Origin of the sequence: Mycolicibacterium iranicum, assembly GCF_014190915.1 — a bacterium.
GTDB lineage: Bacteria > Actinomycetota > Actinomycetes > Mycobacteriales > Mycobacteriaceae > Mycobacterium > Mycobacterium iranicum_B.
Map to the genome: position 1 here is coordinate 1 of NZ_JACHVU010000012.1, position 23964 is coordinate 23964.

Below are 23964 nucleotides of genomic sequence, written 5' to 3' on the forward strand. Positions count from 1 at the left end.
AAACTTACAACAACAACAAAACCTCGCAACCACACCACAACCACAAACACACCCCGGACCCACAAGTCCGAGACACACCCCACCACCAAAAAACACAGGGACACCCAAAGATTTCCCCCCACACCACGGGGACACTCAAAAACGAGTGAATAAAGTTACGGCGGTAATAGCGGCAGGGAAACGCCCGGACCCATCCCGAACCCGGAAGCTAAGCCTACCAGCGCCGATGATACTACCCACCCGGGTGGAAAAGTAGGACACCGCCGAACACACATTGGAATCGCCCCCCACCTTGCGTGGGGGGCGATTTCATTTGCATTTTTTTAATATCCATTTCGGGCGGATATTCGCACGGGAATTCCGCTGAATCGTGCGGATTTCTACAGGTCGAATACGACGGCATCCGCCGGCGTCGCGATACAGAGCAGTGCAGTGCCGTCGGTCGGCGGTTCCAGCGGCTCCAGCGGGTAGGACACGGTGCCGGAGAGCACGGCGGTCTCGCACGTGTGGCAGACGCCGGTCCTACACGACCAGCGAGTCGGCACATCGCAGGCTTCCGCGAACTCCAACACGCTGGAATAGGCGCCGTCCCACGGCGCAGACACCCCGGACCGGGCGAACTGCACCTCAGGACCCGGGCCGGGTTCGCCAGGCGGCAGGTGGGGCGTGGCCGCGACGGACCCCACGACCCCGGGATTGATCCCGGCTCGCGCGCCGAACGTCTCCGAATGAATTCTGTTGGGCTGCAAGCCATAGTCGGTCAGCGCGGCCGTCATGTCCGCCATGAAGCCCGTGGGTCCGCACACGTAGGCGTCCGCGTCGACGGGGAGGCGTAGCGCGTCGAGGGCGGTCTGATCCAGCCGCCGACCGACCTCGCCGGGGCCTGAGGGTCGGCTGTAGAAGATCTCCGTGCGACCGCGGGGCAGGAGGTCCATCAGCCGGGCCGCCTCCTCGGCGAGGGCGTGCTCGGCGTGGCTACGTGTGCTGTGCAGCCACCATACGGGCCGGTGCGAGCCGGTCTCGGCGAGCCGGTGCAGCATCGACAGCACCGGCGTCACCCCGACGCCGGCCGAGACTAAAACGACCGGTCCGTCCCCGTCGACGAGCGTGAATTCTCCTCGTGGGGCTGCCGTCTCGAGAACGCCGTGAACCTTCACCTGTTCATGCAGGTAAGCGCTCGCCACGCCGTGCGGTTCCCGCTTGACCGAGATCCGGTAAACGTCCGAAGAGGGTCCGTTCGACAACGAGTAGTTGCGGACGACCGGGGCGGAACCCGGCACGGTGACGCGCACCGTGATCGACTGACCGGCCCGCCGCGGCGGGAGCGGCTGTCCGTCGGGGTCGGCGAGGGTGAACGACGTGATGCCCGGGGTTTCGGTGTGCACGTCGACCACCTGCAGCGGCCGGAAGCCCCGCCACGCGGGCGGATCGGCTGCGGCACCGGTCAGGCCGGTGTTACCCGACGCCCCGCTCTCACTCTGTTCGAGCAGGCTCCGCAGGGAACCCTGCCATCCGGGGCTCAGGGCGGGAATCCGCAGAGCGCTCTCGAGGCGGTCGCGCGGATGCCCGGGCAGGTAGAGCAACGCGTCGATCTCCGCAACGGAGACGCGTTCGGGTCCGTCGCCGACCTTGACGATCTCCTGCCCGGGTTCGACCTCACCCTCCTGCAGCACGCGACAGTAGAAGCCGGGTCTGCGATGGCTCACCAGCAGGGCGGCCATCCGAGGCTCACCGAGACGCAGTCCCACCCGGTAGCAGGTGACCCGCGGCTGCGTCACCTCGAGGACCACGTCGCCGATGCGGTAGCGATCGCCGATGCACACCTCATCGTCGGGCAGACCGTCGACGGTGAGGTTCTCCCCGAATGCGCCGGGGGCGAGATCGTCGCGGCCGAGCTCTGCGGCCCAGTGCCGGTAGGAGTCCGTCTGGTACACGAGCACGGCGCGGATCTCCCCGCCGTGGCCGCCGAGATCGCCCTGGCCGTCTCTGTCGAGATTCATACGGCGCACCATGGTCGGCCCCGCGACCGGGGTCTTCCACGCCCCCGTGTGCACCACGCATCCGTGCCAGTCGACGTCGCGCGGCATGCCGACGTTGACCGACACCACCGCGGCTATGGCTGCCTCCCCGCCGGGATCAACTCGGCGCAATCGGCGAGTTGGGCACGGAGCACGGCGTTTTCCGCCTCGAGTGCTTTGAGGCTGTCGTTGTGTGCCTTCAACGCAGGCTCCAGTTCGGCGAGCGTGTACCGCTGTGGGATGTGCTGAGGGCAGTTCCAGTCGTAGGCCACCACCGTCACCACGACAGCACGCTCCACGACGGCGTCGTAGGTGGGGTCGACCAGTTTTCGCATCAGCTCGGGATTTTCCTCGGCGCTGACCACCGTCGCATGCCCGAACAGCTTGAGCCGGGCGCCGCGGGGATAGTCCAGGGCGATCAGAGCAACCCTGTCGTCGCCGCCGAGATTGCCGACGCTGATGTACTGCAGATTGCCCCGGAAGTCGGCCCAGGCGATGGTGTGGTCGTCGAGAACTCGCACGAAACCCGGTGGGCCGCCTCGGAATTGAACGTACGGCCACCCGGTCTCGCTGACGGTGCTCAGGTAGAAGCCGTCCCGATCGGCGAGAAAGTCCTTCTCCGCGTCGGTGAGCGCGTCCGGACCCTCCTCGGACTGCGCCATCCGGCGCTTCCTGCCGTAGAACGTATCGCTGCCGTGGTTGTGTTGGACCCGCTCGACGGCATCGGTGAAGCCGATCGCCGGATAGTGTCTGCTCACGGATCCCCCATGCAATCGGGTGGCGAAGTGGGTGCCGTGATTGTCGCGGAGCCGACCCCCGTCGCGTCGGCGAATGGCCGTATCCTCATGGCCGTGCCCCAAGACAGTCAGGGCGGCCGCGGCGAACGTCGACCCAGCCGCGCCTCGAACGACAGCAGACAGCGCCCCCGCCGTGATCAGCGGTCGGCCCCGCGTGCCTCCGGGCCGCATCGTGCGCGCACTGCGCAGCCGAGGCCCGACGGCGCGGATGCGCGTGCGAACGGGCCGGCGATCCCGCCCGGTGTCGAGGCCAAACAGCTCGCACCGGAGATCCGCGGCGAACTGACCACACTCGACCGTGCCACCGCCGACGCGGTGGCCCGCCACCTCGTCGCCGCCGGAGAGCTTCTCGACGAAGATCCTCAAGCCGCGCTGGAACACGCCCGGGCCGCCCGCGCACGGTCCGGACGCATCGCCGCGGTGCGCGAGGCCGTCGGCATCGCGGCCTATCAGTGCGGTGACTGGGCGCAGGCGCTGTCGGAGTTGCGCGCGGCACGCCGGATGGGCAGCCGCTCACCGCTTCTGGCTCTCATCGCCGACTGTGAACGCGGCGTGGGCCGCCCGGAGCGCGCGATCGAGCTCGCACGCTCGCCGGAAGCCGAGGCGCTGACCGGCGACGACGCCGATGAACTGCGCATCGTTGTCGCCGGAGCGCGCTCCGATCTGGGTCAGCACGAGCAGGCACTCGCGGTGCTGTCGAACCCCACCCTCGATCCGGCCCGGAAGGGTCAGACGGCGGCACGACTGTTCTACGCCTACGCCGAAACCCTTCTCGCACTGGGCAGGACAGACGAGGCGCTGCAGTGGTTCCTGCATACCGCCGAAGCCGACGTGGAGGGCGTCACCGATGCCGAAGAGCGGATCACGGAGCTTTCCTGACGTGGGAACCCTTGCGCAGCACCACGACTGTCTGCTGCTCGATCTCGACGGCACGGTGTTTCGCGGGCACGAGCCGACCGAGGGCGCTGTCGAGACGCTCGCAGCGATCGAGTCGCGGGTCCTGTTCGTCACCAACAACGCCTCTCGCGACGCCGGACAGGTCGCCGACCATCTCTGCGACCTCGGCTTCTCGGCCGCCGCGCAGGACGTGGTCACCAGCGCCCAGAGCGCGGCCCGGCTTCTCGCCGAACAGCTGCGACCCGGCGCCAAGGTGCTCGTCATCGGCACCGAATCGCTGGCGAACGAGGTGCGCGACGTCGGTCTGGACCCCGTGCGGGAATGGTCGCAGAACCCCGTGGCCGTCGTGCAGGGCCACAACCCCGAGACGGGGTGGCAGAACCTCGCCGAGGCGGCGCTCGCCATCCGCGCCGGCGCGCTGTGGATCGCGGCCAACGTCGACAAGACGTTGCCGTCCGAGCGCGGCCTGCTGCCCGGCAACGGGTCGATGGTCGCCGCGCTGCGTACCGCGACCGACACCGAACCCCAGGTCGCGGGGAAGCCTGCGCCGGCGCTGATATCGGATGCGCTGTCACGCGGGGACTTCGACACCCCACTGGTGGTCGGGGACCGGCTCGACACCGACATCGCCGGGGCCAACGCCGCCGAACTGCCCAGCCTGATGGTGCTGTGCGGGGTGAACTCCGCCGAGGACGCGATCTGGGCCGAGCCCGGCCAGCGACCCGATTTCCTCGCCGAGGACCTGCGCGCCCTGACCGCGCACGACGCCGACGAGCTGCGCATCCAGGCCCATGCGGGCTGGCAGGTCGAGCTGGGCGGCTCGGCAGTCACCGTCACCGCCACAGGCTCGGACCCGGGCGATTCGCTCGCGATGGTCCGGGCGGTGGCCGCCGCGGTGTGGGAGGCCGGAACAGACCGTTGCCCCGTCGTCGGGGGTGACGACGCAGCGCGACAGGCCGTCCAGCGCTGGTCCCTGCAGTCCACCCCCATCGACTAGCGTGAACCCCGACATGAGTAACGATCCCGACCAGATCCACGCGCAGATCGTCGAGCTCGTCGGCGAACGCGTCGAGCTGTCGGCGTCAGACCTGGACTCCGTGGCGGCGCGCCTCGAGGAGGCGCACGATCTGCTGGTGCGCGCGCTGGAATCCGTCGAGAAAGGCTGATCCGCGTGACGCGTCGCGCACGTGTGGACGCCGAGCTGGTACGCAGGGGTCTGGCCCGGTCACGCCAGCAGGCGGCCGAACTCATCGGCGCCGGGCGGGTCCGCGTCGACGGAATGCCCGCCGTCAAACCCGCCACCGCTGTCGCGGTCACCGCCAACCTGACGGTCGACGGCGGGGAGGAAGATTCCTGGGTGTCGCGGGGCGCCCACAAACTGATCGGCGCCCTGGACGCGTTCGGGCTCGCCGTCGCCGACCGCCGCTGCCTGGACGCGGGCGCGTCGACCGGCGGGTTCACCCAGGTACTGCTGGACCGGGGCGTGCGCGAAGTCGTCGCCGTGGACGTCGGCTACGGCCAGCTGGCCTGGCCCGTGCGCACCGACCCCCGCGTGATCGTCCGGGAACGCACCAACGTCCGTGACCTCACCGCCGACGCCATCGGCGGCCCGGTCGACCTCGTCGTGGCGGACCTGTCGTTCATCTCGCTGGCCACCGTGCTGCCCGCACTGACCGCCTGCGCGTCGCACCACGCCGATATCGTTCCCATGGTGAAGCCGCAGTTCGAGGTCGGCAAGGACCGGGTCGGCGCCGGAGGAGTGGTCTCGGATCCGCTCCTGCGGGCCGACGCGGTGCTGTCGGTGGCGCGCCGGGCGGCCGAACTGCACTGGCACGCGGTGGCGGTGACAGCCAGCCCGCTGCCGGGGCCGGCGGGCAACGTCGAGTATTTCCTGCATCTGCGGGCCGACGCAGACGTGAAGCCGTCCGACGAACTCAAGGCTGCAGTCCACCGGGCTGTGGAAGAAGGGCCGCAATGACTGAGACTTCGCCGGAGCGCACCATCCTGCTGGTCGTGCACACCGGACGTGCGGAGGCGACGGAAGTTGCCCGCCGGGTGGAGAAGGTGCTCGCCGACCACGGCATCGGGCTGCGACTCCTCTCCGCCGAGGCGGTCGATCGGGGGCCGGTCCAGCTGGCGCCCGACGACATGCGGGCGCTCGGAGTGGACATCGAGACCGTCGACGCCGAGGAGCGGGCCGCCGAACGCTGCGAGCTCGTTCTGGTGCTGGGCGGGGACGGCACATTCCTGCGGGCCGCGGAACTGGCGCGCAACGTCGAGATCCCGGTGCTGGGGGTGAACCTCGGCAAGATCGGCTTCCTCGCCGAAGCCGAGGCCGAGGCCATCGACATCGTGCTCGACCACATCGTGCGCCGCGACTACCGCGTCGAGGAGCGGATGACGCTCGACGTCAAGGTGCGCGCCGGCGGCGACGTCCTCGACCATGGCTGGGCGCTCAACGAGGCGAGTCTGGAGAAGGGGCCCCGGCTCGGCGTGCTCGGCGTGGTCGTCGAGGTGGACGGCAGGCCCGTGTCGTCCTTCGGGTGCGACGGCGTGCTCGTCTCGACGCCGACGGGATCCACCGCCTACGCATTCTCCGCGGGTGGACCGGTGCTCTGGCCCGATCTCGAGGCGATCATCGTCGTACCCAACAATGCCCACGCGCTGTTCGCCCGCCCGATGGTGACCAGCCCGGAGGCCTCCATCGCGATCGAGATCGAGGGCACCGGGCATGACGCGCTGGTGTTCTGCGACGGCAGGCGCGAGATGGTCGTTCCGGCGGGCGGGCGACTCGAAGTGACCCGGTGCGGAACCCCGCTGAAATGGGTCAGGCTCGACAGTGCGCCGTTCACCGACCGCCTGGTGCGCAAATTCCGGTTGCCGGTCACGGGGTGGCGCGGTCAGTAGTGCTAGCTGAGATCCGCATCGAGGCGCTGGGCGCCATCAGTGCCGCGACCGCCGAGTTCGACGGCGGTCTGACCGTGCTGACCGGTGAGACCGGCGCGGGCAAGACGATGGTCGTCACCGGCCTGCACCTGCTCGGCGGGGCGCGCGCCGACGCGACGAAGGTGCGTTCAGGCGCCGACCGCGCGGTGGTCGAAGGCCGCTTCACGACCAAGGACGTCGGCGACGAGGTCGCCGCGCTGGTGGACGAGATCCTCGATTCCTCGGGTGCCGAGCGCGACGATGACGGCAGCATCATCGCGGCGCGCTCGGTCAGCCGCGACGGGCCGTCCCGGGCCTACCTGGGTGGGCGCAGCGTGCCCGCCAAATCGCTGAGTGGTTTCACCAACGAGTTGCTCACCCTGCACGGGCAGAACGACCAGCTGCGCCTGATGCGACCCGACGAGCAGCGCGGGGCACTCGACCGCTTCGCCGACGTGACCGGCCGGTTGCAGCGCTACCGCTCGGCGCGCGACGCGTGGCTGGAGGCTCGAGGCGATCTGGAGGACCGCCGGCGCCGGGCCAGGGAGCTCGCGCAGGAGGCCGACCGGCTGCAGTTCGCGCTCAACGAGATCGAGGTGGCATCGCCGGAGCCGGGGGAGGACGAGGCCCTCGTCGCCGACATCCGCCGGCTCTCCGAACTCGACGCGCTACGCGAAGCGGTGCAGACGGCGCGCGCCGCGCTGGCCGGGGACGGCGACGACGCCGGGACCGACGGTTTCTCGGCGGCGACCGCCGTGGGCCAGGCCCGCGCAGCGCTGGAGAACACCGACGACGCCCCGCTCAAGGCTCTGGCCGAGCAGCTGGGGGCAGCGCTGGCCGTCGTCGTCGACGTGTCCGGCGAGCTGGGCCATTTCCTGTCCGAATTGCCCAGCGACGCCAGCACTTTGGAATCGAAGCTGGCGCGCCAGGCCGAACTGCGGACGCTGACGCGCAAGTACGCCGCCGACATCGACGGCGTGCTCGCCTGGGCCGCGGACGCGCGCGATCGCCTGTCGCAGCTCGACGTCTCCGAAGAAGCGTTGTCGGAGTTGCAGAAACGGGTCGACGAGCTGGAGGCCAAGGTCGCCGCGGCGGCGCAGGACGTGACCAAGGCGCGGGTGAAGGCCGCCAAGGGACTGTCCAAAGCGGTCACCACAGAACTGTCGGGACTGGCGATGTCCGGGGCGCAGTTCGCGATCTCGGTCACGCCGTTGGCCGCCCGTGCCGACGATGCCGCGCCGCTGACCCTGTCGCCGGGCACCGTCGTGCATGCCGGACGCGACGGTGTCGACGCCGTCGAATTCGGCTTCGCCGCGCACGGTGGCTCGGATCTGCTGCCGTTGAACAAGAGTGCGTCCGGCGGTGAACTGTCCCGGGTCATGCTCGCGCTCGAGGTCGTCCTGTCGGCCTCCTCGGAAGGCACGACGATGGTGTTCGACGAGGTCGACGCGGGCGTCGGCGGCAGGGCAGCCGTGCAGATCGGTCGGCGGCTGGCCAGGCTGGCCCGCACCCACCAGGTCATCGTGGTCACCCACCTCCCGCAGGTGGCGGCCTATGCCGATGCGCACCTGGTCGTCGAGGGTGTGGCCGCCCGCGACGACAGCACGCGGACCCGCGCGAAATCCAGCGGTGTGCGCCGGCTCGACGAGGAGGACCGCGTCGCCGAGCTGGCCAGGATGTTGGCGGGGCTGGGCGAATCGGACAGCGGTCGTGCGCACGCCCGGGAGCTGTTGGATGCGGCCCGCAAGGATCGTCACGACCCGTCCTGACGGTGTGACAGATGTGAAAGTAGATAACTTCTGAGGCTGGTGTTACGGCGCGCCTCCGACGGATTGCGGTGTGGGCTGTCCAGAATCGGCGCATGAAGATGTCAGCGCTGCTGTCTCGTAATGCCAGCTCACGGCCAGGTATCACCGGCACCGCCCGCGTGGACCGCGACATCGATCGTCTGCTCAGACGCGTCACGCCCGGCGACATCGTCGTCCTCGACGCCCTCGACCTCGACCGTGTCACCGCCGACGCTCTCGTCGAGGCGAACGTGGCTGCTGTCGTCAACGCGTCGCCCTCGATCTCGGGTCGCTACCCGAACCTCGGGCCCGAGGTGCTGGTGGCCAACGGCATCGCGCTGGTCGACGAGACGGGTCCCGAGGTCTTCAAGAAGGTCAAGGACGGCGCCCGCATCCGCCTCAACGAGGGCGGCGTGTACTCCGGCGATCGCCGGCTGGTTCTGGGCACCGAGCGCACCGACGCCGACATCCACGAGCTGATGCAGGAAGCCAAGGGCGGGTTGGTCGCCCACCTCGAGGCCTTCGCCGGAAACACGATCGAGTTCATCCGCAGCGAGAGCCCGCTGCTGATCGACGGCATCGGCATCCCTGACATCGACGTCGACATGAACCGGCGCCATGTGGTGATCGTGGCCGAGGAGGACAACGCGGCCGCCGATCTGAAGGCCCTCAAGCCGTTCATCAAGGAGTATCAGCCGGTCCTGGTCGGCGTCGGCACCGGCGCCGACATCCTGCGCAAGGCCGGCTACCGGCCGGCCCTGATCGTCGGGGACCCGGACAAGATCAGCACCGAGGTGTTGCGCTGCGGTGCACAGGTCGTGCTGCCCGCCGACGCCGACGGGCATGCCGCAGGACTGGAGCGCATCCAGGACCTCGGGGTAGGGGCGATGACGTTCCCCGCCGCGGGTTCGGCTGCCGACCTCGCGCTGCTGCTCTGCGACCACCACGGCGCGTCGCTGATCGTCAGCGTCGGCCACACGGCAAGCATCGAGGAGTTCTTCGATCGCACCCGCCAGCAGAGCAACCCGTCGACATTCCTGACCCGGATGAAGGTCGGGGAGAAGCTCGTCGACGCGAAAGCCGTTGCGACGCTGTACCGCAGCCGCGTCTCCGGCGGTGCCATCGCGCTGCTCGTGCTCGCGATGCTCATCGCGGTGATCGCCGCGCTGTGGGTGTCGCGCGCCGACGCCGCGGTACTGGAGTGGGTCTCGCAGTACTGGAATCAATTCCTGCTCTGGGTCCAGGGCCTCGTCTCGTAAAGGACTGACGGTGATCTCGCTGCGCTCGCATGCCATCTCGCTCGCTGCAGTGTTCCTGGCCCTGGCCATCGGTGTGGCCCTGGGGTCGGGGATGCTGTCCAACACGGTGCTGTCCGGCCTGCGTGACGACAAGCAGGAGATGCAGCAACAGATCGACACGCTGACCGACGATCGCAACGCTCTCAACGAGAAGCTCAGTGCCGCAGGGGACTTCGATGCCCAGATGGCGCCGCGCATCCTGCAGGACACGCTGGCCGAGAAGTCGGTGATCGTCTTCCGCACTCCGGACGCCGCCGACGACGACGTCGAGGCGCTGACGCGTCTGGTGTCCGCCGCGGGCGCCACCGTCACCGGCACCATCGGCCTCACCCAGGAGTTCGTCGACGCGAACTCGGCCGAGAAACTGCTGTCCGTCGTGAACTCGCCCATCGTCCCGGCAGGGGCCCAGTTGAGCACCACCACGGTGGACCAGGGTTCCCAGGCCGGCGACCTGCTGGGTATCTCGGTGCTGATCAACAGGGATCCGAAGGTGCCCCCGGTCGACGACGTCCAGCGCGGCACCGTGCTGGCCGCGCTGCGCGACACCGGTTTCCTGACCTACGGCGCCGACCGCATCGGCGCGGCCGACACCGCACTCGTGGTCACCGGCGGACCCCTCGGCGACGACGCCGGCAACCAGGGTGCCACCGTCGCGCGATTTGCCTCCGGCCTCGCCCCGCACGGCTCCGGCACCGTCCTGGTCGGACGTGACGGTTCGGCCACCGGCACCTCCGCGGTGGCTGTCACCCGCTCCGACGCCGCGCTGAAGAACGCCGTGAGCACCGTCGACGACGTCGGCAGCGAATCCGGACGCATCACGTCGATCCTTGCCCTCAGCGCGCTCGTCAACGGCGCCGGGCCCGGCCAGTTCGGCATCGGCCCGGGAGCAACGGCGGTCACCGTCGGGCAGTGACCTCGGAGCCGATCGGTTTCCCCACGCTGCGGCGCGCCGGAGACACGGTGTCGGCGCTGGTGTTAGGGTGAGATTCCGTGGGTCGGCAGGCCCCAACCTGGGCCCGAGAGCACGTGGAAGGCCCGACCGAACGAAGCCCTGCCCGGTCATCACGGAGGTATTACTTGCCTGGCCAAACGAGGCTGTTACGCAAGCACCCGCAAACGGCCACCAAACACCTCTTCGTCACCGGTGGCGTGGTGTCGTCGCTCGGCAAGGGGCTCACGGCGTCCAGCCTCGGTCAGCTCCTGACCGCACGCGGCCTGCAGGTGACCATGCAGAAGCTCGACCCGTACCTCAATGTCGACCCGGGCACGATGAACCCGTTCCAGCACGGCGAGGTGTTCGTGACCGAGGACGGCGCCGAGACCGATCTCGACGTGGGCCACTACGAACGCTTCCTCGACCGCAACCTGTCGGGGTCGGCCAATGTGACCACCGGACAGGTCTATTCGTCGGTGATCGCCAAGGAGCGGCGAGGTGAGTACCTCGGCGACACCGTCCAGGTGATCCCGCACATCACCGACGAGATCAAACGGCGCGTCCTGGAGATGGCCGAACCCGACGAGGACGGCAACCGGCCCGACGTCGTCATCACCGAGGTCGGCGGCACCGTCGGCGACATCGAGTCGCTGCCGTTCCTGGAGGCCGCCCGCCAGGTTCGCCACGAGGTCGGCCGTGAGAACTGCTTCTTCCTGCACTGCTCGCTGGTGCCCTTCATGGCGCCCTCCGGTGAGCTCAAGACCAAGCCGACCCAGCACTCGGTGGCCGCGCTGCGCAGCATCGGTATCCAGCCCGACGCGCTGATCCTGCGCTGCGACCGCGACGTTCCCGAGCCGCTGAAGAACAAGATCGCACTGATGTGTGACGTCGACATCGACGGCGTGATCTCGACCCCCGACGCCCCGTCGATCTACGACATCCCGAAGGTGCTGCACCGCGAGGAACTCGACGCCTACGTCGTGCGCCGGCTCAATCTCCCGTTCCGCGACGTCGACTGGACCCAGTGGAACGATCTGCTCCACCGCGTGCACGAGCCTCGGGAGTCGGTCCGAATCGCCCTGGTGGGCAAGTACATCGACCTCTCCGATGCGTACCTGTCGGTGGCCGAGGCGCTGCGGGCGGGCGGCTTCGCCCATCACGCGAAGGTCGAGATCCGCTGGATTCCGTCCGACGACTGCGAGACCGACATCGGTGCCTCGACCGCACTGGCCGACGTCGACGGTGTGCTGATCCCCGGTGGTTTCGGCATCCGTGGGATCGAGGGCAAGGTCGGCGCGATCCGCTACGCGCGCAAGCGGGGGCTGCCGGTGCTCGGGCTGTGCCTGGGTCTGCAGTGCATCGTGATCGAGGCCGCCCGGTCGGTCGGTCTGACCGAAGCCAGTTCCGCGGAGTTCGATCCGGACACCCCGGATCCGGTGATCTCGACGATGGCCGACCAGCGTGACGCGGTCGCAGGCGAGGCCGACCTCGGAGGCACGATGCGGCTCGGCGCGTATCCGGCTGTCCTGCAGAAGAATTCGTTGGTTTCCAAGGCCTATGAGGCGACCGAGGTGTCCGAGCGGCACCGGCACCGCTACGAGGTGAACAACGCCTACCGCGAGCAGATCGCCGAGAGTGGACTGCAGTTCTCGGGAACCTCGCCCGACGGCCACCTCGTCGAGTTCGTCGAGTACCCGGCCGACGTGCACCCGTTCCTCGTCGGCACCCAGGCCCACCCCGAGCTCAAGAGCAGGCCCACCCGACCGCATCCGCTGTTCGTGGCGTTCATCGGGGCCGCGGTCGAGTACAACAACGGCGAACGGTTGCCCGTCGAGATGCCCGAACACGAACTGAAGGCCAACGGGGCCGAGCACGCGTTGCAGGACGCCCCGGCCCGTGGCTGAGGACGATCCGGGCAGTCACGAGTTCTCGATCGCCGATTCGGAGACGGTCTACGTCGGCAACATCCTGGCGCTGCGCGCCGACGTGGTGCGCATGCCGGGCGGCGGCACGGCCCGGCGCGAGGTGGTGGAGCACTTCGGCGCGGTCGCGGTGGTCGCCCTCGACGACGAGGGTCGCATCGTCCTCATCCACCAGTACCGCCACCCGTTCGGCAGGCGGCTGTGGGAACTGCCGGCCGGGCTGCTGGATTTCGGGGGTGAGGAGCCCCACGTGTCGGCGGCCCGGGAGCTGGTCGAGGAGGTCGGGCTCGCTGCGGAGTCCTGGCGGACGCTGGTCGATCTCGATTCGGCCCCCGGCTTCTGCGACGAGAGCGTGCGGGTGTTCCTGGCCACCGGCCTGACCGAGGTGGAGCGACCGGAGGCGCACGACGAGGAAGCCGACCTGACGGTGCGACGCTTCGCGCTGTCCGATGCCGTCGCGAAGGTGTACTCCGGCGAGATCTGCAACTCGATCTCGGTGGCAGGCATCCTCGCCGCACATGCAATGCCCCACCCGGACTCCCTGCGGCCGGTCGACGCCCCCTGGACGGACCGACCGCAGGCGCTCGCCCGCCGCAAGGGACATCTGTGACGGCGGGAGTCGGATCGACAGCACTGGACGACCAGTTCCAGGGCTACCTCGACCACCTCGCCATCGAACGCGGGGTCGCGGCCAACACGTTGAGCTCCTACCGACGCGATCTGCGCCGCTATGCCGACCATCTGGCGGCGCGTGGGGTCGGCGACCTCGCCGGAGTGGCCGAGGCCGACGTCAGCGAGTTCCTGGTGTCGCTGCGCCGTGGCGATCCCGACAACGGGGTGGCGCCACTGTCCGCGGTGTCGGCGGCCAGGGCGCTGATCGCCGTGCGTGGGCTGCACAAGTTCGCCGCCGCCGAGGGAATCGCCGCGCTCGATGTGGCCCGTGAGGTCAAGCCGCCCACCCCCAGCCGCCGACTGCCCAAGAGCCTGAGCCTGGACGAGGTGCTGGCGCTGCTGGAGGCCGCGGGCGGCGACAGTGAGTCCGATTCACCCTTGACGCTGCGCAACCGTGCCCTGCTCGAAATGCTGTATTCCACCGGCGCCCGCATCTCCGAAGCGGTCGGACTCGACGTCGACGACGTCGACACCCAGGCGCGATCTGTCCTGCTGCGCGGCAAAGGCGGCAAGCAGCGGCTGATCCCGATCGGCCGCCCCGCGGTGAGCGCCCTGGACACCTACCTGGTCCGCGGCCGGCCCGACCTGGCCCGTCGAGGCCGGGGGACGCCCGCCATCTTCCTCAATGCCCGCGGTGGCCGCCTCTCCCGGCAGAGCGCGTGGCAGGTGCTGCAGGATTCGGCGGAACGCGCGGGGATCACCGCGACGGTGTCGCCGCACGTCCTGCGGCACTCGTTCGCGACCCATCTGCTCGACGGCGGCGCCGACGTGCGCGTCGTGCAGGAACTGCTCGGACACGCCTCCGTCACGACCACGCAGATCTACACCATGGTCACCGTCAACGCGCTGCGCGAGGTGTGGGCGGGGGCCCACCCGCGGGCCCGCTGACCGCCGGGTTCTACCCGAGGTACTCCGACTCCAGGACCAGGTCGGGCAGCAGGGACTGATACTCCACGTGGGCCCTGTGCTCGACGGTGTCCCACAGCCGTCCCTGGTTGCCCCGCAGGTAGGCCCGGTAGGCGGGGGCGCCGGGGATGCCGACGTTGTCGGCGACCACGATCGAACCGCGGTGCAGCCACCGGCGCTGAAGGATGCTGCGCAGGTCGGACAGATAGGCCCGCTTGTCGTGATCGATGAACACCAGGTCGACCGAGCCGTCGGTGAAGCCGTGGTGGTCGGCGAGGGTGTCGAGGGTGACGCCACCGTCGCCGAGGGTGCCGACGATGCAGGAGATCCGGTCCGCAACCCCGGCGTGTCGCCAGATACGTTGTGCCACCTCGGCATTGGCCGCCGAGAACTCCACCGAGCAGATCCGCGCGGACGGGGCCTGCCGGGCGATGCGCAGCGCGCTGTAGCCGCAGTAGGTGCCCAGCTCGAGCACGAGGCCGGGCGCGGCGCGGGTCACCGCGGCGTCGAGCAGCCGGCCCTTGCTGTCGCCGATGTTGACCAGCGTCGCCTTCTCGTAGGCGAACGCGTCGATCGCGTCGAGGACCCCGTCGAGATCACCCGGCGCGACGTTCGCCTCGACATGCGCCGCACAGGCGGCTTCCCTGCCGTCACCGATCTGGCCGGTGCGCACGAACGACGGCATCCCGACCAGGAGCCGAGCCCAGGACCACATCACCGGCTGTTTTCTGTCGCCCATGCCGCCAGACTAAGCAGGGTTGCGGGCGTGTTGCCTGCGGGTCTGCCTCACGGGCGCGTCACACACCGTTAAACTTGCCCGGATGTCCGCCACGCCTGAAGGTTGCCTGACCAGCGACGGTCCGGCATGACCGACGACACGGCAGTGGACCCCGAGCCCACACCGGGCCTGACCGGCCGTCTCCCGCGCCGCATCCCCGAGCCGGCACCACGGTATTCGCACGGGCCGGCCAAGGTCATCGCGATGTGCAACCAGAAGGGCGGCGTCGGGAAGACGACCTCGACGATCAACCTGGGCGCCAGCCTGGCCGAATACGGCCGACGGGTGCTGCTGGTCGACCTAGACCCGCAGGGCGCGCTGTCGGCGGGTCTGGGCGTGCCGCACTACGAGCTCGAGCACACCGTGCACAACCTGCTGGTGGAGCCGCGGGTGTCGATCGACCAGGTGCTCCTGACCACACGGGTGCCCGGGCTGGACCTCGTTCCCAGCAACATCGACCTGTCGGCCGCGGAGATCCAGCTGGTCAACGAGGTGGGCCGCGAGCAATCCCTGGCCCGTGCGCTGTATCCGGTGCTGGACCGCTACGACTATGTGCTGATCGACTGCCAGCCGTCGCTGGGCCTGCTCACCGTCAACGGCCTGGCGTGCAGCGACGGGGTGATCATCCCGACCGAGTGCGAGTTCTTCTCGCTGCGCGGCCTCGCGCTGCTGACCGACACCGTGGAGAAGGTGCACGACCGGCTCAATCCGAAACTCGGCATCAGCGGCATCCTCATCACCCGCTACGACCCGCGCACGGTGAACTCCCGCGAAGTGATGGCCCGCGTCGTCGAGCGTTTCGGCGATCTGGTCTTCGACACGGTGGTGACCCGGACCGTGCGCTTCCCCGAGACCAGCGTCGCCGGCGAACCCATCACCACGTGGGCGCCCAAATCGGCTGGCGCCGAGGCGTATCGGGCGCTCGCGCGTGAGGTCATCCACCGGTTCGGCGCGTGAGCGGGAATGCGACCCCGGAGGAGCCCGACGAGGCGTCGGCCCAGGTAGGTTTCCAGGTCCGGCTGAGTAACTTCGAGGGCCCGTTCGACCTGTTGCTGCAGCTGATCTTCGCCCACCGCCTCGACGTCACCGAGGTGGCGCTGCACCGGGTCACCGACGAGTTCATCGCCTACACCAAGGAGATCGGTCCGCAGCTCGGTCTCGACGAGACGACGTCGTTCCTGGTGGTGGCCGCGACGCTGCTCGACCTCAAGGCCGCCCGGCTGCTGCCCGCCGGCGAGATCCACGACGAGGAGGACCTGGCGCTGCTGGAGGTCCGGGACCTGCTGTTCGCCCGGCTGCTGCAGTACCGGGCGTTCAAGCACGTCGCGCTGATGTTCGCCGAACTGGAGGCTGCGGCGATGCGCAGCTATCCGCGCGCGGTGTCGCTGGAGGACCGCTACGCCGAACTGCTGCCCGAAGTCATGCTGGGTGTCGACGCCGCGCGCTTCGCCGAGATCGCCGCGGCCGCATTCACGCCCCGGCCGGTGCCGTCGGTCGGCCTGGATCACCTGCACCAGGTGTCGGTGTCAGTGCCCGAGCAGGCCGCCAACCTGATCTCGCTGCTCGAGCAGCGCGGGGTCGGGCACTGGGCGTCGTTCTCCGACCTGGTCGCCGACTGCCAGATGCCGATGGAGATCGTCGGACGGTTCCTGGCGCTCCTCGAGTTGTACCGGGCCAGGGCGGTAACATTCGAGCAGCCAGAACCGCTGGGGGTGCTCCAGATCTCGTGGACCGGGGAGCGGCCGAACAGCGAACAGTTGGCCACCGCTGACGCGGAATAGAAAGACTATGACAGAAGACATTTCGACGGATGCCGGGTCTGAACCGACGACCGTGTTCGACCCGACCGCCAAGGACGCAGACGATACGGGCGCTCCCGAACTCGACGACTCCGAACTCGATTCCGTCCTCGAAGCGCTGCTTCTGGTCGTCGACACCCCGGTGACGGTCGACACATTGGCGAGTGCCACGCAGCAGTCAGCGTCTCGGATCGCCGACAGGCTGCACGTCCTTGCCGCCGGGTTGACGGCGCGCGACAGCGGCATCGATCTGCGTGAGGCCGCCGGGGGGTGGCGCATGTACACGCGAGCCCGGTACGCGCCGTTCGTAGAGCAACTCCTGCTGGACGGCGCCCGGTCGAAGCTGACCCGCGCAGCCCTGGAGACCCTGGCCGTGGTGGCGTACCGGCAGCCGGTCACCCGGGCGCGCGTCAGCGCGGTGCGCGGCGTCAACGTCGACGCGGTGATGCGCACCCTGCTGGCGCGGGGCCTGATCACCGAGGCGGGCACCGATCCCGACTCGGGCGCGGTGACGTTCTCGACCACCGAGCTGTTCCTGGAGCGGCTCGGATTGACCTCGCTGACCGACCTTCCGGACATCGCGCCGCTGCTGCCCGACGTCGACGTCATCGACGACCTCAGTGAAACCCTCAGCGAAGAGCCGCGTTTCATGAAACTCAACGGGTCGGCGGCGCCTGAGGCGCCCGCGGCCATCGACGTGGATCGGGATTGACATGACGGACAACGACGGCGTACGCCTCCAGAAGGTGTTGTCACAGGCGGGAATTGCGTCGCGCCGGGTCGCCGAGAAGATGATCCTGGACGGACGCGTGGAGATCGACGACCGGATCGTCACCGAGCTCGGTACCCGCGTGGATCCGTCGGTCTCGGTGATCCGGGTCGACGGCGCCCGCATCACCGTCGACGACACGCTGGTGCATCTGGCGATCAACAAACCGCGCGGCATGCATTCCACGATGTCCGACGACCGTGGCCGACCCTGCGTCGGCGACCTAGTCGAGCACCGGGTCCGTGGCAACAAGAAGCTGTTCCATGTGGGGCGCCTCGACGCCGACACCGAGGGCCTGCTGCTGTTGACCAACGACGGCGAGCTCGCCCACCGGCTCATGCACCCCTCGTTCGAGGTGCCCAAATCGTATGTGGCCACCGTGATGGGAACGGTGCCGCGCGGACTGGGCCGCAAGCTGCGCGACGGGATCGAGCTCGACGACGGCCCGGTTCGGCTCGACGACTTCGCGGTGGTCGACACGGTCCCGGGCCGCACCCTGGTGCGGGTGACGCTGCACGAGGGGCGCAAGCGCATCGTCCGGCGCCTGTTGGCCGAGGTCGGATTCCCCGTGCAGGAACTGGTGCGCACCGACATCGGCGCGGTCACGCTGGGCGACCAGCGGCCGGGCAGCATCCGTGTGCTGACCCAGAAGGAGATCGGCGAACTGTACAAGGCGGTGGGCTTGTGAGCCATTCCCTGGTGATCGCGATCGACGGGCCGGCGGGCACCGGAAAGTCCTCCGTCGCACGGGGTTTGGCGTCGGCACTGCAGGCCGGTTACCTCGACACGGGTGCGATGTACCGCATCGTCACCCTGAGCGTGCTGCGTTCGGGGATCGATCTGGCCGACCCGGCGGCTATCGCGGCCGCGGTCGACGGTGTGGAACTGGCGGTGGGACATGAGCCCGGGGAGGACATTTCCTTCCTCGCGGGCGAGGATGTGTCGGCAGAGATCCGCGGCGACGCGGTCACCAAGGCCGTCTCGGCGGTCTCGGCGGTGCCCGAGGTCCGTGCGCGGCTGGTCGACCTCCAGCGCGAACTCGCCTCCGCGCCGGGCAATGTCGTCGTCGAGGGACGCGACATCGGCACCGTCGTGCTGCCGGACGCGGACGTGAAGATCTTCCTGACCGCCTCGGCGGAGGTGCGCGCACAGCGGCGCCACGACCAGAACATCGCCAGAGGGCTTGCCAGCGACTACGAGGACGTCCTGGCCGATGTGCGGCGCCGGGATCACCTCGACTCCACCCGCGCGGTCTCTCCGCTGCGGGCCGCCGACGACGCGGTCGTCGTCGACACCAGTGACATGAGCCAGGACGAGGTCGTCGCGCACCTGACCGAGCTGGTCGAACAGAAAGTTGGTGCGCCCCGATGACCGAAGAGAACAGCGCCGGCGCCGACGGCGTCTGGTTCGACGAAGGCGACTGGGAGCAGTGGTCGGAGGACGCAGACGTCGCCGAGGCCATCGACGAAGCGGCGGCGCCGCCGCCGGTGGTGGCCGTCGTCGGCCGTCCGAACGTCGGGAAGTCCACTCTGGTGAACCGGATCCTCGGCCGCCGGGAGGCGGTCGTCCAGGACATCCCCGGGGTGACCCGCGACCGCGTCTCCTACGACGCGAGCTGGTCGGGGCAACGCTTCGTCGTGCAGGACACCGGCGGGTGGGAACCCGACGCCAAGGGCTTGCAGCAGCTCGTCGCCGAGCAGGCTTCGGTGGCGATGCGGACCGCCGACGCCATCATCTTCGTCGTCGATTCCGTGGTCGGGGCGACCGCGGCCGACGAGGCGGCGGCGAAACTGCTCCAGCGCTCGGGCAAACCGGTGTTCCTGGCCGCCAACAAGGTCGACAACGAGCGGGGCGAGGCGGACGCCGCGGCCCTGTGGTCACTCGGCCTCGGGCAGCCGCACACGATCAGCGCCATCCACGGTCGCGGGGTGGCCGACCTGCTCGACACGGTCATCGAGGCGCTCCCGACGATCTCGGAGGTCGCGGGCGGCGGCGGGGGAGGGCCCCGTCGTGTCGCGCTGATCGGCAAACCGAACGTCGGCAAATCTTCACTGCTGAACCGACTTTCGGGCGACGAGCGGTCAGTCGTCCACGATGTGGCCGGTACGACCGTCGACCCCGTCGATTCGTTGATCGAGATGGACGGCAAGCTCTGGCGGTTCGTCGACACGGCGGGCCTGCGCCGCAAGGTCGGCCAGGCCAGCGGCCACGAGTTCTACGCCTCCGTGCGCACCCACGGCGCGATCGATTCGGCCGAGGTCGCGATCGTGCTCGTCGACGCCTCGCAGCCGCTGACCGAACAGGACCAGCGCGTCCTGTCGATGGTCATCGAGGCGGGCCGAGCGCTGGTACTCGCGTTCAACAAATGGGATCTCGTCGACGAGGATCGCCGCTACCTGCTCGACCGGGAGATCGACCTGCAGCTCGCGCAGCTGCAGTGGGCTCCCCGGGTGAACATCTCGGCCAAGACCGGCCGCGCCGTGCAGAAGCTCGTGCCGGCGCTGGAGACCTCACTGGCGTCCTGGGACAAGCGCATCACCACAGGCCAGTTGAACAACTTCCTCAAAGAGGTCGTCGCCGCCACACCACCGCCGGTGCGCGGCGGAAAGCAGCCACGGATCCTGTTCGCCACCCAGGCGACCGCCCGCCCTCCGACCTTCGTACTCTTCACCACCGGCTTCCTCGAGGCGGGTTACCGCCGGTTCCTGGAGCGGCGGCTGCGCGAGACGTTCGGCTTCGAGGGCAGCCCGATCCGGATCAACGTCCGGGTGCGGGAGAAGCGGGGCCCCAAGCGCCGATAGGGTCGGTCGAGTGTCTGCACTCGACATGGTTCTCATCGCGCTGGCCGGTGTCGGGGCGGGGGCGATCAACGCCATCGTCGGCTCCGGCACGCTCATCACTTTCCCGACCCTCGTGGCGCTGGGCTTCCCACCGGTGACGGCGACCATGTCGAACGCCGTGGGTCTCGTCGCAGGCGGGGTGTCGGGCACGTGGGGCTATCGGCGCGAACTGCGGGGGCAGTGGAGCCGCCTGCGCTGGCAGCTCCCGGCGTCCTTCGTCGGCGCCGCCGGCGGGGCATGGCTGCTCCTGCACCTGCCCGAGCGGGTGTTCATCCAGATCGTCCCCGCACTTCTGATCCTGGCCCTGGTGCTGGTGGTGGTCGGCCCGAGGATCCAGGCCTGGGCGAAACGCCGCGCAGAGGCCTCGGGACGCGCCGCCGACCGGGTGTCCGCAGCGCGGATGACAGCGCTGGTGGCGGGGACCTTCGCCGTCGGCGTGTACGGCGGCTACTTCACCGCCGCACAGGGCATCCTGCTGATCGCGGTGATGGGCGCACTTCTGCCCGAGGACATGCAGCGCATGAATGCGGCGAAGAACCTGCTGTCGCTGGTCGTCAACATCGTGGCCGCGGTGGCCTACACCGCGGTCGCATTCGACCGCATCAGCTGGGCTGCGGCGGGCCTCATCGCGGTCGGGTCGCTGCTCGGCGGATTCGTGGGTGCGCACTACGGTCGGCGCTTATCGCCGAATGTGCTGCGGGCCGTGATCGTGGTGGTGGGATTGATCGGGCTCTATCGGTTGTTGACCGTGTAGGCTTTCGAAGGTTTCCGGGTAAGTCTCGACGATGGGTTCACGATGGCAGATCGCGTGCTGGTCACGCCGGCGCCGTCTGACGTGTCCGCGCTCGAGCCCTTCTGGCCGTCACGCCGCCTGATGGCGTTCGACGAGTGGTGTCGTCCGCGTCCCTGACGCTCCCCACCCGTCCGTCCGGTCGCGCTTGCTGACCGCAGCCCCCGAAAGCAGCCATGCGTTCGCTCCTCATCTTCACCCTCGTCGGCGTCGGAGCCCAACTCGTCGACGGCGCGCTCGGGATGGCGTTCGGCGTCACCGCCACCACGCTGCTGGTGCTTTCCAATGTCGGCGCCGCGCAAGCCAGCGCCGCGGTGCACCTCGCCGAGGTCGGCACCACCTTCGCCTCGGGCCTGTCGCACTGGAAGTTCAAGAACATCGACTGGGCGATCGTCGGCAAGCTCGGTGCACCCGGTGCCGTCGGCGCGTTCCTCGGCGCGACGGTGTTGTCGTCTCTGTCGACCGAGCATGCCGCGCCCCTGATGGCCGCGATCCTGGTCGCGATCGGTACCTACGTGTTGCTGCGGTTCTCCTTGCGCACACCGCTGACCATCGGCACGCGGGGCAGCAGCCACAGCGCGAAATTTCTGGCACCCCTCGGCCTGTTCGGCGGATTCATCGACGCCTCCGGCGGCGGCGGGTGGGGCCCGGTGACCACCAGCACGCTGCTCTCGCAGGGAAAGACGGCCCCACGGACCGTCATCGGGTCGGTCAGCGCCTCGGAATTCCTTGTTGCGGTGTCGGCGTCGCTGGGCTTCCTCGTCGGACTGCGGGAGGAATTCCTGCAGAACTGGCCGGTGGTCGTCGGGCTCATGGTCGGCGGCGTCATCGCTGCGCCGCTGGCAGCGTGGCTGGTCAGCCGGATCAGCCCGGCCCTCCTCGGCACCGCGGTCGGCGGCGTGATCGTGCTGACCAACAGCCAGAAGCTGGTGCACTTCTTCGACATCCACTGGCCGTGGTCGACGGCCATCTACTTATTGATCGTCGTGGCGTGGGTGTCTCTGGTGGTCCACGCGTGGCGCGTCTCGCGGGCACCGCGGTTCGCGCCGGCGACTGCAGATCCGGTCGACGCAGCGCAGACCGACCCGGAGTCAGAACCGGTCGCGCGCTGATTCCTGCTCCAGCACCGCGTCGAGGTCGCTGAGACGTTCCATCGACGACACCGCGCGCCGGGTGCGCATGTTCTTCGAGAGCCGGTCACGGTGGCGATGTGTGAAGGCCCAGTAGCCGGCGGTGAACGGGCAGGCGTCCTCGCCGACACGCTTCTTGGGGTCGTAGGCACAGTCGCCGCAGTGGTCGCTCATCTTGTTGATGTAGGCCCCGCCCGAGGTGTAGGGCTTGGTAGCGAGGAGTCCGCCGTCGGCGTGCTGGCTCATGCCGACCACGTTGGTGGGCATCACCCAGCGGAAGCCGTCCACATAGGCGGTGGCGAACCATTCGGTGAGTTCGTCGGGGCGGTAGCCGCGTTGCAGCGCGTGGCTGCCCAGGATCATCAGGCGCTGGATGTGGTGGGTCCAGCCGCGATCGTGGACGCCCTTGAGTGCGTGGTGCAGACACTGCGCGGTGACCGCGTCGGCGTCGAGGTCGGCCCACCAGTCGGGCAGCGGAGTCCGGGCCTTCAGCTCGTTGTTCTCGCCGGTGTAGTCGGGACCGAAATGCCAGTAGAGGTGCCACATGTATTCGCGCCAGCCCAGGATCTGCCGGATGAATCCCTCGACCGCCGACAGCGGGGCCGCGTTGTCGCGGTAGGCCTGCTCGGCAGCCTCGACGGCGTCGAGCGGGTGGAGAACGCCCAGGTTCAGCGGCACCGACAGCAGCGAGTGCGCCATGGCCCAGTCTTCGCTCATGATGGCGTCTTCGTAGCGGCCGAAGGTGGGTAGGCGCTGATCGATGAACCGCGTCAGTGCCCGCTTCGCCTCGCCGGGGGTGACGGCGAACAGGCGGGGTCCGTCGGCACCGACGGTGTCGAGGTCCATGGCGTCCAGGTCGCGGCGGACCTGTTCGTCGATGTCGTCCTCGCGAGGTTTGTAGGGGGCGGGCACATCGAGTCGCGCCTGCTTCTTCGGCGGTGGCTCCCGGTTGTCCTCGTCGAAGTTCCATCGATTCCCGACGGGGTCGGCACCGTTCATCAAGACGTCGAACCGGCGGCGCTGGTCGCGGTAGAAGTCCTCCATCCGGAAGCGGGTCCGTTCCCCGGCCCAGGTCTCGAAGTCCTTGCGGGGCAGCGCGAAGGTGGGGGTGGGGAGGACCTCGGCGACGAGCCCCCGCTCCTGAAGTCGGTTGACGAACGCTTCGGCGGCATGGGACGTCGGTTGATGGACGAGCACGGGACGTCTGATGCGGTTCAGGCCCTCGGTGTAGGTGGCGGCCTTGATCAACGTGGCGCGGTCTCCGAGGTCGCGGTCGGCGTGGCGCAGGGCGGACAGGACCAGGTGCAGCTTCTGGCGGTGGTAGCGGCGCTTCGCCAGCGCCGACGTCGCTTCGATGAGAACGACCTCGCGGTGGGCGTGCTCGCCGCCGTACACGGCCGGCCCGAGCTGGTCGGCGAACAGCCACAGGGGAGTGTCGTCGCGCGTCGTCGTCACCATGTGGAAGTACCCGTACCGACGCCGTCGACGCGGTTGGGATCTAGCGGTAAGCCTGCTGTAAGCTTTCGACCGCCGCCGGCGATCCCGGAGGCACCGCGGGCTGTGGCGCAGCTTGGTAGCGCACTTGACTGGGGGTCAAGTGGTCGCAGGTTCAAATCCTGTCAGCCCGACGAAGGTCAGAGGCACTTTCCGAAGTTTGGAAGGTGTCTTTTTCCGTCCTTACCCAATCCCTGTAACCCAAACC

The 23964-nt window shown here is 69.0% G+C and carries 23 protein-coding genes, 1 tRNA gene and 1 rRNA gene; 21 read left to right on the forward strand and 4 right to left on the reverse strand.

The window, feature by feature from the left end; translation table 11 throughout:
• Positions 1-156 precede the first annotated feature (156 nt).
• A 5S ribosomal RNA gene (gene rrf / locus FHR72_RS21270) occupies positions 157-269 on the forward strand.
• Between the two features lie 111 nt (positions 270-380).
• Here the strand turns inward: rrf and FHR72_RS21275 are convergent.
• Together FHR72_RS21275 and FHR72_RS21280 are read right to left on the reverse strand one after the other, a co-directional pair.
• Positions 381-2117: an MOSC domain-containing protein gene (locus tag FHR72_RS21275; protein WP_183472108.1), complete on the reverse strand. Its 1737-nt coding sequence runs from the start codon at positions 2115-2117 to the stop codon at positions 381-383.
• Entirely contained in the window at positions 2114-2776 is a 663-nt protein-coding gene (locus tag FHR72_RS21280) for a pyridoxamine 5'-phosphate oxidase family protein (protein ID WP_183471879.1), read from the reverse strand. Before FHR72_RS21280 ends, FHR72_RS21275 begins: the two co-directional genes overlap by 4 nt.
• A gap of 87 nt (positions 2777-2863) precedes the next feature.
• On the opposite strand from FHR72_RS21280, the gene FHR72_RS21285 reads away from it, so the two are divergent.
• From FHR72_RS21285 to xerD, 11 genes are all read left to right on the forward strand, one after another.
• Complete coding sequence (locus tag FHR72_RS21285) at positions 2864-3694, forward strand: tetratricopeptide repeat protein (RefSeq protein ID WP_183471881.1); 831 nt, start codon at positions 2864-2866, stop codon at positions 3692-3694.
• Position 3695: 1 nt separating this feature from the next.
• Positions 3696-4709, forward strand: a complete 1014-nt coding sequence (locus FHR72_RS21290; RefSeq protein WP_183471883.1) for an HAD-IIA family hydrolase — start codon at positions 3696-3698, stop codon at positions 4707-4709.
• Between the two features lie 13 nt (positions 4710-4722).
• Entirely contained in the window at positions 4723-4878 is a 156-nt protein-coding gene (locus tag FHR72_RS21295; protein ID WP_183471885.1) for a hypothetical protein, read from the forward strand.
• Between the two features lie 5 nt (positions 4879-4883).
• Positions 4884-5690 carry a TlyA family RNA methyltransferase gene (locus FHR72_RS21300; protein ID WP_183471887.1) on the forward strand — a complete coding sequence of 269 codons (807 nt, stop codon included), beginning with the start codon at positions 4884-4886 and terminating at the stop codon, positions 5688-5690.
• On the forward strand, positions 5687-6619 hold the full coding sequence (locus tag FHR72_RS21305; RefSeq protein ID WP_183471889.1) for an NAD kinase: 933 nt from the start codon (positions 5687-5689) through the stop codon (positions 6617-6619). Before FHR72_RS21300 ends, FHR72_RS21305 begins: the two co-directional genes overlap by 4 nt.
• Positions 6619-8406 carry a DNA repair protein RecN gene (gene recN / locus FHR72_RS21310; protein WP_183471891.1) on the forward strand — a complete coding sequence of 596 codons (1788 nt, stop codon included), beginning with the start codon at positions 6619-6621 and terminating at the stop codon, positions 8404-8406. The genes FHR72_RS21305 and recN overlap by 1 nt, the downstream gene beginning before the upstream one ends.
• A gap of 92 nt (positions 8407-8498) precedes the next feature.
• Positions 8499-9683 (forward strand): putative cytokinetic ring protein SteA, encoded by a 1185-nt coding sequence (gene steA / locus FHR72_RS21315; protein ID WP_183471893.1) that lies wholly within the window; start codon positions 8499-8501, stop codon positions 9681-9683.
• A gap of 10 nt (positions 9684-9693) precedes the next feature.
• A complete protein-coding gene (locus FHR72_RS21320; protein WP_183471895.1) occupies positions 9694-10635 on the forward strand; it encodes a copper transporter in 942 nt (313 codons plus the stop codon).
• Positions 10636-10817: 182 nt separating this feature from the next.
• Positions 10818-12560 carry a CTP synthase gene (locus tag FHR72_RS21325; RefSeq protein ID WP_183472110.1) on the forward strand — a complete coding sequence of 581 codons (1743 nt, stop codon included), beginning with the start codon at positions 10818-10820 and terminating at the stop codon, positions 12558-12560.
• Complete coding sequence (locus tag FHR72_RS21330) at positions 12553-13188, forward strand: NUDIX domain-containing protein (protein ID WP_311736222.1); 636 nt, start codon at positions 12553-12555, stop codon at positions 13186-13188. Before FHR72_RS21325 ends, FHR72_RS21330 begins: the two co-directional genes overlap by 8 nt.
• Complete coding sequence (xerD, locus tag FHR72_RS21335; protein WP_183471897.1) at positions 13185-14138, forward strand: site-specific tyrosine recombinase XerD; 954 nt, start codon at positions 13185-13187, stop codon at positions 14136-14138. Before FHR72_RS21330 ends, xerD begins: the two co-directional genes overlap by 4 nt.
• Positions 14139-14148: 10 nt before the next feature.
• On the opposite strand, the gene FHR72_RS21340 is transcribed toward xerD, so the two are convergent.
• Positions 14149-14895, reverse strand: coding sequence for an O-methyltransferase (locus tag FHR72_RS21340; RefSeq protein WP_183471899.1), 747 nt, complete (start codon positions 14893-14895; stop codon positions 14149-14151).
• Between the two features lie 126 nt (positions 14896-15021).
• Between FHR72_RS21340 and FHR72_RS21345 the strand changes: the two genes are divergently transcribed.
• The 8 genes from FHR72_RS21345 (at position 15022) to FHR72_RS21380 (ending at position 22244) form a co-directional block, all read left to right on the forward strand.
• A complete protein-coding gene (locus FHR72_RS21345; protein ID WP_183471901.1) occupies positions 15022-15891 on the forward strand; it encodes a ParA family protein in 870 nt (289 codons plus the stop codon).
• Positions 15888-16715, forward strand: coding sequence for a segregation/condensation protein A (locus tag FHR72_RS21350; RefSeq protein WP_183471903.1), 828 nt, complete (start codon positions 15888-15890; stop codon positions 16713-16715). The genes FHR72_RS21345 and FHR72_RS21350 overlap by 4 nt, the downstream gene beginning before the upstream one ends.
• A 7-nt stretch (positions 16716-16722) precedes the next feature.
• On the forward strand, positions 16723-17445 hold the full coding sequence (scpB, locus tag FHR72_RS21355; RefSeq protein ID WP_183471905.1) for an SMC-Scp complex subunit ScpB: 723 nt from the start codon (positions 16723-16725) through the stop codon (positions 17443-17445).
• 1 nt (position 17446) lies between these two features.
• Complete coding sequence (locus FHR72_RS21360; RefSeq protein WP_183471907.1) at positions 17447-18190, forward strand: pseudouridine synthase; 744 nt, start codon at positions 17447-17449, stop codon at positions 18188-18190.
• A complete protein-coding gene (gene cmk, locus FHR72_RS21365; protein WP_183471909.1) occupies positions 18187-18873 on the forward strand; it encodes a (d)CMP kinase in 687 nt (228 codons plus the stop codon). The genes FHR72_RS21360 and cmk overlap by 4 nt, the downstream gene beginning before the upstream one ends.
• Positions 18870-20303: a ribosome biogenesis GTPase Der gene (gene der, locus FHR72_RS21370; RefSeq protein ID WP_183471911.1), complete on the forward strand. Its 1434-nt coding sequence runs from the start codon at positions 18870-18872 to the stop codon at positions 20301-20303. Before cmk ends, der begins: the two co-directional genes overlap by 4 nt.
• Before the next feature lie 25 nt (positions 20304-20328).
• Positions 20329-21096: a sulfite exporter TauE/SafE family protein gene (locus FHR72_RS21375; protein WP_183472114.1), complete on the forward strand. Its 768-nt coding sequence runs from the start codon at positions 20329-20331 to the stop codon at positions 21094-21096.
• A gap of 212 nt (positions 21097-21308) precedes the next feature.
• Entirely contained in the window at positions 21309-22244 is a 936-nt protein-coding gene (locus FHR72_RS21380; RefSeq protein ID WP_183471913.1) for a sulfite exporter TauE/SafE family protein, read from the forward strand.
• On the opposite strand, the gene FHR72_RS21385 is transcribed toward FHR72_RS21380, so the two are convergent.
• Complete coding sequence (locus FHR72_RS21385) at positions 22224-23720, reverse strand: cryptochrome/photolyase family protein (RefSeq protein WP_183471915.1); 1497 nt, start codon at positions 23718-23720, stop codon at positions 22224-22226. The genes FHR72_RS21380 and FHR72_RS21385 overlap by 21 nt on opposite strands.
• 96 nt (positions 23721-23816) lie before the next feature.
• On the opposite strand from FHR72_RS21385, the gene FHR72_RS21390 reads away from it, so the two are divergent.
• A tRNA-Pro gene (locus tag FHR72_RS21390) sits at positions 23817-23890 on the forward strand.
• Positions 23891-23964 lie beyond the last annotated feature (74 nt).